The sequence below is a fragment of the Burkholderia sp. LMG 13014 genome (assembly GCF_905232215.1).
Taxonomy (GTDB): domain Bacteria; phylum Pseudomonadota; class Gammaproteobacteria; order Burkholderiales; family Burkholderiaceae; genus Burkholderia.
The window spans coordinates 1-13869 of sequence record NZ_CAJNKE010000116.1 but is presented as its reverse complement, the minus strand read 5'-3'; the positions used below and the strand labels follow the sequence as shown (position 1 = coordinate 13869).

Annotated in this window: 13 protein-coding genes; 10 read left to right on the top strand and 3 right to left on the bottom strand. The window is 65.7% G+C overall.

The features are described 5' to 3' along the window. Positions 1-31: 31 nt before the first annotated feature. The 6 genes from JYJ84_RS14800 to JYJ84_RS14775 all read left to right on the top strand — a co-directional run bounded on the left by JYJ84_RS14800 (position 32) and on the right by JYJ84_RS14775 (position 5819). Positions 32-592, top strand: a complete 561-nt coding sequence (locus JYJ84_RS14800) for a GNAT family N-acetyltransferase (protein ID WP_122947407.1) — start codon at positions 32-34, stop codon at positions 590-592. 9 nt (positions 593-601) lie between these two features. After that, complete coding sequence (locus JYJ84_RS14795; RefSeq protein ID WP_122947408.1) at positions 602-1441, top strand: MerR family transcriptional regulator; 840 nt, start codon at positions 602-604, stop codon at positions 1439-1441. A 123-nt stretch (positions 1442-1564) separates the two neighbouring features. Then, a complete protein-coding gene (locus tag JYJ84_RS14790; RefSeq protein ID WP_122947409.1) occupies positions 1565-2545 on the top strand; it encodes a sulfonate ABC transporter substrate-binding protein in 981 nt (326 codons plus the stop codon). A gap of 347 nt (positions 2546-2892) precedes the next feature. Beyond that, on the top strand, positions 2893-4473 hold the full coding sequence (ilvA, locus tag JYJ84_RS14785) for a threonine ammonia-lyase, biosynthetic (protein ID WP_175223536.1): 1581 nt from the start codon (positions 2893-2895) through the stop codon (positions 4471-4473). Positions 4474-5114: 641 nt separating this feature from the next. Continuing rightward, positions 5115-5318: a cold-shock protein gene (locus JYJ84_RS14780; protein ID WP_006485974.1), complete on the top strand. Its 204-nt coding sequence runs from the start codon at positions 5115-5117 to the stop codon at positions 5316-5318. A gap of 276 nt (positions 5319-5594) precedes the next feature. Continuing rightward, positions 5595-5819 (top strand): hypothetical protein, encoded by a 225-nt coding sequence (locus tag JYJ84_RS14775; RefSeq protein ID WP_122947410.1) that lies wholly within the window; start codon positions 5595-5597, stop codon positions 5817-5819. A gap of 133 nt (positions 5820-5952) precedes the next feature. On the opposite strand, the gene JYJ84_RS14770 is transcribed toward JYJ84_RS14775, so the two are convergent. Both JYJ84_RS14770 and JYJ84_RS14765 read right to left on the bottom strand, forming a co-directional pair. Continuing rightward, complete coding sequence (locus JYJ84_RS14770) at positions 5953-6168, bottom strand: hypothetical protein (protein ID WP_175223537.1); 216 nt, start codon at positions 6166-6168, stop codon at positions 5953-5955. A gap of 21 nt (positions 6169-6189) precedes the next feature. Then, complete coding sequence (locus JYJ84_RS14765) at positions 6190-7623, bottom strand: CoA transferase (protein ID WP_175223538.1); 1434 nt, start codon at positions 7621-7623, stop codon at positions 6190-6192. 103 nt (positions 7624-7726) lie between these two features. Between JYJ84_RS14765 and JYJ84_RS14760 the strand changes: the two genes are divergently transcribed. Then, positions 7727-9022: a citrate synthase family protein gene (locus JYJ84_RS14760; RefSeq protein ID WP_175223550.1), complete on the top strand. Its 1296-nt coding sequence runs from the start codon at positions 7727-7729 to the stop codon at positions 9020-9022. A gap of 228 nt (positions 9023-9250) precedes the next feature. On the opposite strand, the gene speB is transcribed toward JYJ84_RS14760, so the two are convergent. Further along, positions 9251-10219 carry an agmatinase gene (gene speB, locus JYJ84_RS14755; RefSeq protein WP_089452548.1) on the bottom strand — a complete coding sequence of 323 codons (969 nt, stop codon included), beginning with the start codon at positions 10217-10219 and terminating at the stop codon, positions 9251-9253. A 370-nt stretch (positions 10220-10589) separates the two neighbouring features. On the opposite strand from speB, the gene JYJ84_RS14750 reads away from it, so the two are divergent. From JYJ84_RS14750 to JYJ84_RS14740, 3 genes are all read left to right on the top strand, one after another. Then, positions 10590-11261, top strand: coding sequence for a lysoplasmalogenase (locus JYJ84_RS14750; RefSeq protein ID WP_175223539.1), 672 nt, complete (start codon positions 10590-10592; stop codon positions 11259-11261). 246 nt (positions 11262-11507) lie between these two features. Then, on the top strand, positions 11508-13097 hold the full coding sequence (locus JYJ84_RS14745) for an NAD(P)/FAD-dependent oxidoreductase (protein WP_175223540.1): 1590 nt from the start codon (positions 11508-11510) through the stop codon (positions 13095-13097). Positions 13098-13118: 21 nt separating this feature from the next. Continuing rightward, a partial coding sequence (locus JYJ84_RS14740; protein ID WP_205189252.1) for an SDR family oxidoreductase occupies positions 13119-13869 on the top strand: 751 nt, incomplete at its 3' end.

Sequence of the window (13869 nt, the reverse complement as noted above, 5' to 3'; positions counted from 1 at the left end):
TTTGCGCTCTGAATTCGCCGGACCCGCCGCCATGCACACCGCCCCCGCCTGCGTCGTTCGCGACGCGACCGACGCCGACCTCGATGCGATCCACGCGATCTATGCGCACCACGTGCATCACAGCGTCGCGTCGTTCGAAGAGACACCGCCCGACGTCGACGAACTGCGCGCGCGCCGCGACGCGGTGCTGCGCCACGGACTGCCGTATCTCGTCGCCGAATGCGACGGCCGCGTGGCCGGCTACGCGTACGCGACGCCGTACCGCACGCGCAGTGCGTACCGCTTCACGATCGAGGATTCGATCTACATCGACGATGCGCAGCGCGGGCGCGGGATCGGGCGCGCGCTGCTCGCGGCGCTGATCGAACGCTGCGAGGCCGGCCCGTGGCGGCAGATGATCGCGGTGATCGCCGACGGCGGCACCGGCGGCTCGACGTCGCTGCATCGCGCGTTCGGCTTCGAGCCCGCCGGCATGCTGAAGGCGGCCGGTTTCAAGCACGGCCGCTGGATCGATACGGCGCTGCTGCAGCGCCCGCTCGGCGACGGCGCGAACACGCTCCCCGTCTCGCCGGAGCCTGTCGCGTCGCGCTAGAATGGCCGCATGTCAAAACAGACTCATTCCACACCCGACGAGGCGGCGCCGGACTCCCGCAACGAGTACACGGTCGACGAACTTGCACGCGTGTCCGACACGACCGTGCGCAATGTCCGCGCCTACCAGGATCGCGGGCTGCTCGCGCCGCCGGAAAAGCGCGGCCGCGTCGGCATCTACGACGACACGCACGTCGCGCGCCTGAAGCTGATCAACCACCTGCTCGCACGCGGCTACACGCTGTCGAACATCCAGGACCTGATCAAGGCGATCGACGAAGGCCACGACCTGCGCTCGATCCTCGGCCTCGAAAACGCGATCGGCGGCCGCTGGTCGCACGAACTGCCGAAAACCTATTCGCTTGCCGCGCTCGCACAGATGTTCGGCCCGCAGGCGACCACGCAGCTGTCACGCGTGACCGAACTCGGCCTGCTCGAACGGCGCGGCCTGTCGTTCGTCGCGAAGAGCCCCGCGCTGCTCGAAGCGGCGGCCGCGATGACGAAGGAAGGCATCCCGCCGCGCGAACTGCTCGACGTGATCAGCCTCGCGCGGCCGCATTTCGACGCGATTGCGCGACTGCTCGTCGATCTCGTCGTGAAGCGGCTCGACCGCTACGACGCCGGCACGCTGCCGCCCGCCACTGACGTGCCCGAACTGGTCGATGCGATCTGGCGCCTGCGCCCGCTCGCTGCCGTGTTCGTCGAGGGCGAGACGAACCGCGCACTCGAAACCGCGGCGAGCGCGTATCTCGGCGGCCGCGTCGCGACGATCCTCGACAAGAAGCTCAGCGACGAGGCCGCGCGACAATCCGGCACGCCGGCATCGGAAAACGGCAGCGACGAAGCATAGGCGCGCCGCCGTCATATTGATATCGGCAATGCTTCGTTTGCGGGTGTGATCGCCCATGCGACGATTCTTCCAACCGAGCGGCACCACCGCTCGCCCGAAGACGTTTTGCATGGAGTCCGTTCGATGATTCGTTTCACCCGCTGGATCGCCCGCACCGCCGCCGTCACGCTCGTCGCACTGTCCGCCGCGTCGGCCTTCGCGCAAGGCGGCGCCGACAAGGTCGTGCGCATCGGCTACCAGAAGGCCGGCCTGCTGTCGGTCATCAAGGCGCAAGGTTCGCTCGAAGCGCGGCTCAAGCCGCTCGGCTATGGCGTCCAGTGGTTCGAATTCCCGGCCGGCCCGCAACTGCTCGAAGCGCTGAATGCGAACAGCATCGACTTCGGCTATACGGGTGCGCCGCCACCCGTGTTCGCGCAGGCGGCCGGCGTGCACTTCGTCTATGTCGGTGCGGAACCGCCAGCGCCGCACAATGAAGCCGTGGTCGTAAAGGCCGATTCGCCGATCCGTTCAGTCGCCGGCCTGCGCGGCAAGAAGATCGCGCTGCAGAAGGGCTCGAGCGCGAACTACCTGCTGCTCGAAGCACTGAAGAAGGCCGGCGTGCGCTACGACGAAATCCGCCCCGTGTACCTTGCGCCGGCCGACGCGCGCGCCGCGTTCGAGAGCGGCAACGTCGATGCGTGGGTCGTCTGGGATCCGTACTATGCAGCCGCACAAAATGCGCTGAAGGTGCGCACGCTGTCCGACTACACGGGCCTCGCGGCGACCAACAACTTCTACGAAGCCACGCGCGATTTCGCGCAGCAGCATCCCGACGTGGTCGGCGCGATCCTGAAGCAGGCGCGCGAGACGGGCCAGTGGGTCAACACGCATCCGGCCGACACGGCCGCGCTGATCGCACCGAAGGTCGGCCTGCCGCAACCGCTCGTCGAGACGTGGATCAAGCGTGTCCCGTTTGGCGCAGTGCCGCTCGACGAAAAGATCGTCGCGGCCCAGCAAGGTGTCGCCGATGCGTTTTATGCGGCGAAGCTGATTCCGCAGAAGCTGAGCGTGGCCGACAACGCATGGGTCGACAAGCGCATCGCGCCCGCGCTCGCCGCGAAGTAACGCGAACACCGCGGCGCGCATTGATTCGAACCAGGCCGACCGGCACCCTGCCCGTCGGCCTGGTTCGCTGCTTGCCACGGATTGCCGGGAAAGGCGACGCGAAGTACCGGCACTCGACCACGCAGCCATCCATGATGGCCGGAATTCGCTCGATACAGTTGACAACTACCGTTGCCATGGTTGATGCTTGAACACATGAGCTACCGAGCATTCACCATCGCGCTGATTATTCGCACCATTCTTCGAATGGTGGGTTAGCGCGCATCCGGCTCAATGACGACAACCCGCCCCTGAGGCGGGTTTTTTCATTTCCGCCCAGGGCATTTCAAACCCGCCCTCGAAAGGAAATGACCGTGCCCTTGTACCGAAGCTCGCCTGACGCTTGCGCCACGCTTGCCGCGCAAACCCGACCGCCAATCGACTACGTCAAGAAAATTCTCACTGCGCGTGTTTACGACGTCGCGCGCGAGACCGAACTCCAACCCGCCCGCAACCTGTCGGCCCGGTTGCGGAACCCCGTTTACCTGAAGCGCGAGGACAACCAGCCGGTGTTCTCGTTCAAGCTGCGCGGCGCGTACAACAAGATGGCGCATATTCCTGCGGACGCGCTCGCGCGCGGCGTGATTACGGCGTCGGCCGGCAACCATGCGCAAGGTGTCGCGTTCTCGGCGGCCCGGATGGGCGTCAAGGCCGTAATCGTCGTGCCCGTCACGACGCCTCAGGTGAAGGTCGATGCGGTACGCGCGCATGGCGGCGCGACGGTCGAGGTCATCCAGGCGGGCGAATCGTACAGCGACGCGTATCAGCACGCGGTCAAGGTGCAGGCGGAGCGCGATCTCACGTTCGTCCCCCCGTTCGACGATCCATACGTGATCGCCGGCCAGGGCACGGTCGCGATGGAAATCCTGCGCCAGCACCAGGGCCCGATCCATGCGATCTTCGTGCCGATCGGCGGCGGCAGTCTCGCGTCCGGCATTGCCACTTACGTCAAGGCCGTGCGCCCGGAGATCAAGGTCATCGGCGTGCAGACCGACGATTCATGCGCGATGGCGCAATCGCTCGCGGCCGGTCGACGCGTCGAGCTGACCGAGGTCGGCCTGTTCTCGGACGGCACCGCGGTGAAGCTCGTCGGCGAGGAAACGTTCAGGTTGTGTGCCGAACACCTGGATGGCGTCGTGACGGTCGACACCGATGCACTATGTGCGGCCATCAAGGACGTGTTCCAGGATACCCGCAGCGTGCTCGAACCGGCCGGCGCACTCGCGGTCGCGGGCGCGAAGCGCTACGCAGAGCGCGAAGGCGTCGAGAACCAGACGCTCATTGCGGTCACGTCCGGCGCGAACGTGAACTTCGACCGGATGCGCTTCGTCGCCGAGCGCGCGGAGGTCGGTGAGGCGCGCGAAGCCGTGTTCGCAGTCACGATCCCCGAGGAACGCGGCAGCTTCAGGCGTTTCTGCGCGCTCGTCAGTGACCGCAACGTGACCGAGTTCAACTACCGGATCGCCGACGCGCAATCCGCGCACTTCTTCGTCGGCATGCAGATCAAGCGCCGCGGCGAATCGGCCGAAATCGCCGCGAACTTCGAATCGCACGGCTTCACGACCATCGACCTGACGCACGACGAACTGTCGAAGGAACACATCCGCTACATGGTGGGCGGCCGTTCGCCGCTCGCACTCGACGAGCGCCTGTTCCGCTTCGAATTCCCGGAACGGCCGGGCGCGCTGATGAAGTTCCTGTCCGCGATGGCGCCGGACTGGAACATCAGCCTGTTCCATTACCGCAACCAGGGCGCGGACTACAGCTCGATCCTCGTCGGGCTTCAGGTGCCGCAGGCCGATCGCGCCGAATTCGACCACTTCCTGTCGACGCTCGGCTATCCGTACATCGAGGAAGGCAACAATCTCGCCTATCGCTTGTTCTTGTAGTACGGAGCGCGCCTGTCGACGATGCGGGCCTTCAGGACCGTTGATCGTCCTTGCCGCATCGGAGGCAGCTGTCATCCATCTCGCACGATCGGTGGCGCGTCGGAACACGCGCCGCCGATTGCTTCGGCCGTTTGCTCCGGCGCATGACGGGTGCACGACGCATCGGCCTTTTTCGTTCTTGTCGAATTTTCGGGAAACGCGGGACGAACGATCGGCGTTCGACCAGAGCGCGGGTCTCGCTTTTATGTTTATCGAGGACGACCGCGAAGCGATGCCCCGTCGCAAGGTGATCCCCGATTCGAATGGCGGCTTTGGATCAGGCTCTGTGGCTGCTTCGGGTCGTTCAGCGCCACCAACCCCATCAGGCCCTGTTCAACCTGCACGTCAGGCCGGGGAGCGCGCGCAGCCTGGCAGGGCCACATCGCGTCATCCGCCAATCCGACCGCCTGGTGAAATAGTTACAAGTTAACGATTGACGCCAGCACCGCCGAGCGGTTAATGTGTCGGGCGAAGTTCAAGAAGTCCGATTGCTGTTCATCAATTGATCGCTCCTCAGCGGTATTCGTTGTCCTCTCCCTCCTTGACGCTTCACGCGCTCTTTTACAGAGCAATTCTTCATATTTTTTTCTCAAGGAATCTTCATGGATACCGGTATCGTCAAGTGGTTCAACGACAGCAAAGGCTTTGGCTTCATCACGCCCGACAACGGCGGCGACGATCTCTTCGCTCATTTCTCCGAAATTCGCGCCGACGGCTTCAAGACGCTGGCTGAAAATCAGAAGGTGAGCTTCGAAACGAAGCAAGGCCCGAAGGGTCTGCAAGCGGCCAACATCAAGCCGCTGTAAAGTTTGAAGGACCCGGCCTCCCGTAACGGGCGCCGGGTTGCAGCGACATCCTCGCGGAGACTGGTCTCCCAAAGTTGGCGCAATTGCTCTTAGCTGCAACGGTTCATTCCGCAGCTCGCCAAGCGCCACACGCCTCGTTGCACTTCATTCCCCCTCTGGCTGCGAAGCCCTTTTTCGCTTTACGACTGCTTCAGATTCAGCTCGCAATGGCTTGAATCGGCGCACCCGTGCACATTCCGCACGGCACGCGCGCACTCGAACATTATTAAAATTAAAATGCAGAACAAACAAATTCAACAATACAACGGCTATGCCGTTCACCCCTCGGCGCATCGTTTGCCCGACGGAAGCTTTTCATCCAACCTGCTGCTGGAACGCGCCGGCAGCCCACGCACCGAAGGCCGCTACCAGTTCTATTCGCTCGATTACTTCACGAGCGAGGAGCAGGCATTGCAGCATTCGGCCCGCTGGGCACGCAACTGGGTCGACACGCGCGGCTAAAGGCAACGCCCGGCCATCGATCCAGCGACGCGCGCAACGCGCCGGCGGCCTGCGCGCGCCTATTTGCTTCACTCGCCCGCCCCCTCTCCAGCGGCTGCGTTGACCACGATATCGAGGGGCTCGAACCGCTCTGTCAGCGTATCCCGATCGCGTTCCACCTGATCAGGCACGCCCACGCCGGCAGCCAGGGCACGGTGGAGGGCGCATCGGGAAACACGCGTTCGATCGCTTCGGCCGCGTGTTCCAACACGTTCGCGCGCAGTCCGATGATGACAACCTGCGCATTGCGCTGAGCGCAATGCGTCGCCGTGGCCGGGTCGATTCCCGTCCCGCCGCCACGCACCGACACCCGCCGATTCATCGCCCCGCCTCAAAGATCGCCGTTCGAAGACAACCACTCGGGTTCGTACGCACCTAGCGCGCGTGCCGGATAAAACCATCGGAGCGGTGCATCGTCGATCTGCACTGGCGGCAGGAGCCGGGATGCCGGCCCCCATGACGTCGGTTCGACGTGCTCCGCACGATCACGTTGACCGTCGGCGACCAGTTCGACCACCTCGCTCATGGGCTCCGACCGCAGCTGCAAATCGGCCGCCGTACGCGCCAGCGACGCGCGGACCTCCGTACCGACCCCCTGTTTCATTCGCGTCGTCAGCCCGCGGATCGCGGCCGTCGCCATCAGGTAGCCCGTCGCATGGTCGATGGCCTGAACGGGCAGGTTCACCGGTGCATCGCCGCCCATCACGCGCATGCCCGCCTCGGCGATTCCCGTGCTCGTTTGAATGAGGCTGTCGAAGCCGCGCCGGCACCGCCATTCACCGCTCCAGCCATAAGCGTCGAGCGAGACGTCGATGAGCGCAGGATTCAGTTCGCGCCGATGCGCAGCGTCGAGCCCGAGGCGCGCCAGCGCATCGGACCGGTAACCGTGCACGACGATATCCGCGCTGCCGAGCAGCTGCTTGAGCGTATCGAGATCCGCGGCATCCTTCAGGTTCAGCCGCGCACATCGCTTGCCGAGGACGACTTCGGGCACCGTGCCCGGTTCTTCCCAGCCGTACGGATCGATGCGCAGCACGTCGGCGCCCAGGCCCGCAAGAAACCGCGTCGCCACCGGGCCGGCGAGAATGCGCGTCAGGTCGAGCACGCGAATGCCGCGCAACGGCCGGTCTTTCGAAGGCCGCCAGTCACGCGCGACGGCATCGGTCCCGGCATGAACATGCAGCAACGGTTCGGTTGCGACCGCCTTGCCCTGCGGATGCTCGGCCCACTCCTGCGCCGAGTACATCGCCGCGGCACAACCACCGCGCTCGACGATCGCGTCTTCGAGCGCACCGGCCTCCCAGCGACTCACCGCTTGCGCGACCGCCCGTGCATCGGCGGCACAGTCGAGCACCGACAAGGCGGCCAGTCGGTGATGCGGCGCATTGGTGTGCAACCGGATCCAGCGATCGCGCGCCCGATAGTTGCCGGCCACCGGATCCCATTGAGGCGGCATCGTCCAGCCCTGCGGACGCAGCGACGTGCCGAACCACAGCGACGCCATGCGCCGGTCGACCCGCACCGACGGCGTCGTTCCGGTCGACGCATGCAGCAATTCGGCAACGGACGTCCCTGCCGCGCCGATTGCCGCCGTGGCCAGGTCGGTTACGCGAAACGCGGAAACCAGTTCGCCCGACCCGCTGAAGCTGCACGATTCGAGGAACGCCTGAGACCCACCCGCCGCCAGCCAGAACGCCCGCAGATGACGCGACACCCGATCCTCATCGGCCACGGCCCGTTCCCTCGACATTTGATCGATACGCATGTTCGCCTCGCATGAATTAGGTGACGCAAAGATCGTCTCGCTCGCATTTGCTGTCAACGTTGATTATCCTGATCAACCTGTCGAACGATTCCCCCTGCGCACGATGTCGAACTACCTGAATTCGACCGAAGCCGCGGCAAGGCTCGGTGTCTCGCGGCAAACCCTCTATGCGTACGTCAGCCGCGGCCTGCTTCGCGCGGAACCGGGCGGCAGCCACCGTGAAAGCCGCTACCTCGCGGCCGATGTCGACCGGCTCGCGGATCAGCGCGCACGAGGCCGCAAGCCGAAGGAAGTGGCGAAGGCCGCGCTGAACTGGGGCTCGCCCGTGCTCGAGTCGAGCATCACGTTGATCGATGGCGGCCGGCTCTTCTATCGCGGTGTGGACGCACTCGATCTCGCCGCTCGCGCGAGTCTCGAGGAAGTCGCGGCGCTGCTATGGCGATGCGACGAGGTGGCTGCTTTCGGCCGTCACGTTCCCCCTACGCCCGCGGTACTGCGAACGCTCTTCAGGCACTACGCCGATCAACGCGCCGAGCAGGCCCTGCTACCGCTCTTCACCGTCGCAAGCGAGGACGCGCCAACCGCGATCTGGCAGCAATCGACCGATCGTCACGCGCAGGGTTGTGGTGATCTCGTGCGGATTCTGGCCGCATGCCTGTTGCGAACCCGGATCGACACAGCGCCCATCCATGTGCAATGCGCGCGGGCGTGGGGCGTCGGGCCTGCTGGCGCCGAGTTGATCCGGATGGCACTCGTGCTGTGCGCGGACCACGAACTGAACGCGTCGAGCTTCACGGGGCGATGCATCGCGTCGACGAACGCGAGCTTGCGTGCCGTCGTGGTCGGCGGCCTCGCCGGCCTGTCGGGCGAGCGGCACGGCGCCACTACCGCGCGTGGCGAAGCCCTGTGGGACGAGCTGGGTAATAAGGACATCGAGCAAAAAATGGGCGCGCGTCTGGCCCGGGGAGACGGCTTGCCCGGCTTCGGACATGCGCTCTATCCCGACGGCGACGTGCGCGCGACGTATCTGTTGTCGCGGATCCTGCCGCGCCATCCTCAATGGAAAAGGATGATCGATGCTGGCAGCGCGCTCGTCGGCCAGAAACCCTCGCTGGATCTCGCGCTGGTGGCACTGCGCAGACATTTGCGGCTTCCGGTCGGTGCCGCATTCGGCCTGTTCGCGCTTGGCCGCTCGATCGGCTGGATCGCGCATGGGCTGGAGCAGCGCGAACAATCCGATCTCATCAGGCCGCGTGCGGTTTATACGGGAACGTGGCCTGATGGCGCCGGCGTCGGGGCGGATCATTCGCGATCCGGTGGACGGTCGGGAAAGCAGCAGGCGACGCATCGTGCGGCTCCGGAAGACGACATGCTTGCCGCTTTTTTCAGGAGTCGCTAGCTTCTCGGTTGATGTTGTCCGCTCATGTCATCAGTGACACGCCAACGCCTCGTTGGCATATGGAAGCCGCCACCCGCTGACGTTTCGCGGATGTCGCCAACGAGTCGGCAAGGCCCCTCTACGGAAATCCGCGAAGACTTTTTCGCCCGACCCACGGAATGCAAGCAGCACATCGATCCGGCGGTGCGCGCACCGCGCCGGCGGCACGCGCATGCCCGGCATGCTGACTTACTTCAGCGCCCCCGCCACCTTCTTCTGCCGCCACAAACACAGCAAATCGCACGCGACATGCGCGGCCGCGATCGCCGTGATGTCCGCGTGGTCGTAAGCAGGCGCCACCTCGACCACATCCGCACCGACCAGGTTCACCGCGCCGAGCGCGCGCACGATCGCGAGCGCCTGTGCCGAAGAAAGCCCGCCCGCGACCGGCGTGCCCGTGCCGGGCGCGAACGCCGGATCGAGGCAATCTATATCGAACGTCAGGTACGCGGGCCGCGCGCCGACGATATCGACGATCCGCTCGACCGCCGCGCGCGAACCGTGGTCATGTACCCACGCCGCATCGAGCCGCTCGATGCCGAGAAAATCGTCGTTCCACGTGCGGATGCCAACCTGTACCGACGTCGCCGGATCGATCAACCCTTCCTTTACGGCCTTGTAGAACATCGTCCCGTGATTGAGGCTGTCCGGATCGTCGTCGGCCCACGTATCGCAGTGCGCGTCGAAATGGATCAGCGACAGCGGCTTGCCGTAGCGCTCCGCATGCGCGACCAGCAGCGGATACGTGATGTAGTGGTCGCCGCCGAGCGTCAGCATCTTCGCGCCGGAACCGAGGATCGTGCGCGCATGCTCGACGATCGCGGGCTTGATCGACAGCGGGTTGTGCGCGTCGAACCAGCAGTCGCCGTAGTCGATGGCCGCGAGATCGTCGAACGGGTTGAAGCCCCACGGGTACGGATGAAGCTCCGCGAGCTGCACGCTCGCCGCGCGGATCGCGGCCGGGCCGAGCCGCGCGCCGGAGCGGTAAGTGGTCGCGAGGTCGAGCGGCACGCCGGAGATCGCGACGTCGACGCCGTCGAGTTCGCGCGAATAGTTGCGGCGCATGAACGACAGCACGCCCGCATAGGTGTTTTCGATCGACGAGCCGTACGGCGTCGTGCGACGGATCGCGCCGTCGCCGTGGAGAAGTTCGGTCATGGTCGGACCTGTTTTCGTGGGGAGGTCAGCCTGCCCCGCTTCGCATGAGCGTACGGGCCGGGCACGGCATGGATTCATCGGGCCCGCATCGGCTTGCGCATCCAGTCGCGCGGCCGGGCGGAACAACGACAGCGACAGCAACAACCACATCGACAACGGCAATACCGCGGCGATCATAGCAAGCCGAATTGAAGTCGTTGCCCCGGTTCAACCGGGGCAAAGTGCAGAAGGCAACCGCTCCCGCACCGCCTTCGATTCCTAGAAGGATTCGCCGGTTTTCGCCCGCCCTTTCTTCCGGATAATGGCCGACAGCCGCGCCCTCGACCGCGCGCCGTCCACCGCAGACAACAACAAACCGGAGACACCCGCCTTGATCGCCACGCTTCCCGCCACCTACCGCCGGCTCTGGCCGCTCGCCGTCGCCGCCGCGTTGCTGTACGGGCTGTCGCTCGCCGCCGCGCCCTATCCCGGCCAGGCCGTCGCGAAAGCGGCGATGGGCATCCTCCTGCTCGCAGCGGGCAGCACCTGCGCCGCGCCGCGCGAACGCGCGTGGCTGTGCGCGGCACTCGTGACGGCCGTGCTCGGCGACGTGCTGCTCGCGCTGCCCGACTGGCCGCTGTCGTTCGTCCTCGGCCTCGGCGCGTTCCTGCTCACGCACCTGTGCTATTGCGCGATCTTCATGCACTGGCGCGCCCGGCCGCACGGCTGGCGCATCGTCGCGCTCGTCGGGCTGTGGATCGCCGCGCCGGCGTTCTACGTGGCGTTCCTTCCGCACCTCGGCGAGTTGCTGGCACCGGTCGCCGTCTACATGCTCGTGCTGTGCGCGATGGCGAGCTTCGCGCTCGCTGCCCGCACGCGCGGCTCGCTGGTGGCCATCGGCAGCCTGATCTTCGTCGGCTCCGATACGCTGATCGGCGTCGGCCGCTTCCTCGGCGGCTTTCCGGGCATCGATTACCTGATCTGGGGCCTCTACGCGCTCGCGCAGGTCACGATCGTGGCCGGGGTTTTCCATGAGACGGCCGCCCGAACGATCCGTCCCTGATACTGTTTCAAACAGACCGCCGCGTGCCGGCGGTCTCGTCCGCCGCCTCTCTCGCCCTATCGACGGCCCTTTCCGCGCATCCCGCATGGCGGAAACCGGCCCGTTCCAAACCCCGCTCAGCCTTTTCCCGTCTGGCTTCCGGCCCTTAGAGCGCCGCTTCTAGCCTCTTGCGGTTTCCGGGCTCACCCACTATCGTTACATCAAACAATGTAACATTCGAAAATGAGCCAAATCGGAGACACCCGGATGAATGCTCGCACGTTGCCTTTCGGTCCGCCCGGCCACGACGGCCTGGACGAAACCATCGACATCGCCATCATCGGCACCGGCTTCGCCGGCCTCGGGATGGCGATCCGCCTGCGTCAAACAGGCGTGACCGACTTCGTCGTCCTCGAGAAGGCCGCGTCGGTCGGCGGCACGTGGCGCGACAATCATTACCCCGGGTGTGCATGCGACGTGCAATCGCACGTCTATTCGTTCTCGTTCGCGCCGAACCCGCGCTGGACGCGCATGTTCGCGCCGCAGCCAGAGATCCGCGCCTATCTGGAAGACTGCGTGCAGCGCTTCGGCGTCGGCCCGCACCTGCGCCTGAACCACGAGTTGCAGCGCGCCGAGTACGACGAAGCCGCGCAGCGCTGGCGCCTCACGTTCGCGAACGGCAAGCGGCTGTCCGCGCGCGTGCTGGTGTCAGGAATGGGCGGCCTGTCGCGCGCCGCGCTGCCGTCGATTCCCGGCGTCGAGAACTTCAAGGGCCGCGCGTTCCATTCGCAGCAGTGGGATCACGACTACGCGCTCGAAGGCAAGCGCGTCGCGGTGATCGGCACCGGCGCGAGCGCGATCCAGTTCGTGCCGCAGATCGCGCCGCGCGTGAAGGAACTCGCGCTGTTCCAGCGCACGCCGCCGTGGATCATGCCGAAACCCGACCGCAACCTGACCGGGCTCGAAAAGTGGCTGTTCCGCACGCTGCCGTTCACGCAGAAGGCCGTGCGCAGCAGCATCTACTGGATGCTCGAATCGCGCGTGCTCGGCTTCGCGATCCATCCGTCGCTGATGAAGAACGTGCAGAAGCTCGCGCTGCGCCACATCCGCAAGCAGATTCCCGATCCGGAGCTGCGCAAGACCGTCACGCCGAACTACACGCTCGGCTGCAAGCGCGTGCTGATCTCGAACGACTACTACCCGGCGCTGTCGCGCAAGAACGTCGACGTGATCACGACCGGCATCGACCACATCGAAGCCGACGCGGTCGTGACGACCGACGGCCGCCGCCATGAAGTCGACTGCCTGATCTACGGCACCGGCTTCCAGGTGGCCGATCCGTATCCGCGCGGCGCGATCATCGGCCGTGGCGGGCTCGACATCGTCGACGCATGGCGCGACGGCGCGCACGCGTATCTCGGCTCGACGCTGCCCGGCTACCCGAACTTCTTCATGATCGTCGGCCCGAACACCGGCCTCGGCCACAACTCGATGGTGTTCATGATCGAGTCGCAGATCGAATACATCCTCGGCGCGCTGCAGGCGATGCATCGCGAACGGGCGGATGCGATCGAGGTGCGCCCGCTCGTCGAGGCGCAGTTCAACAGCGACCTGCAGGGCAAGCTCAAGAAGGCGATCTGGTCGACGGGCGGCTGCAAGAGCTGGTACCTCGACCCGCGCACCGGCAAGAACACGACGCTGTGGCCGGGCTTCACGTGGCGCTTCCGCCAGGCGACCGCGCACTTCTCGATCGCCGACTACCACGCGTATCGCGCGCCGCAACACGACACGACCGCGCGGCCCGTCGCCGCGCCCGCCGCTTCCGCTTCGACTTCCACGTCCGCCGAAGCGGCCTGAGCCAGACAAGGAGCAACCGACATGAGAGATTTCGCCAACAAGGTCGCCGCGATCACGGGTGCCGGCTCGGGCATGGGCCGCTCGCTCGCGATCCAGCTCGCGCAGGCGGGCTGCCAGGTCTCGCTCGCCGACAAGAACGGCGTCGGCCTCGCCGAAACCGAACGGATCGTCCGCGCGATCGCGCCGAACGTGCGCGTGTCGACGCGCGTGCTCGACGTCGGCGACCGCGAAGCAATGTTCGCGTGGGCCGACGACACCGCGAAGGAACACGGCAAGGTCAACCTGATCTTCAACAACGCGGGCGTCGCGCTGTCGAGCACGATCGAGGGGATGGAATACAGCGATCTCGAGTGGATCGTGAACATCAACTTCTGGGGCGTCGTGCACGGCACGAAGGCGTTCCTGCCGCACCTGAAGGCCTCGGGCGACGGCCACGTGATCAACACGTCGAGCCTGTTCGGGATCTTCGCGCAACCGGGCATGAGCGGCTACAACGCGACCAAGTTCGCGGTGCGCGGCTTCACCGAATCGCTGCGCCAGGAACTCGACATGATGAAGTGCGGCGTGTCGGCAACCTGCGTGCATCCGGGCGGCATCCGCACGAACATCGCGCAGGCCAGCCGCGTCTCGCAGAACATGGTCGGCTTCATGGTCGCGAGCGAGCAACAAGGCCGGGACACGTTCGAGAAGTTCTTCATCACGACCGCCGACGACGCCGCGCGCACGATACTCACCGGTGTACGCCGGAACAAGCGCCGGGTGCTGATCGGCC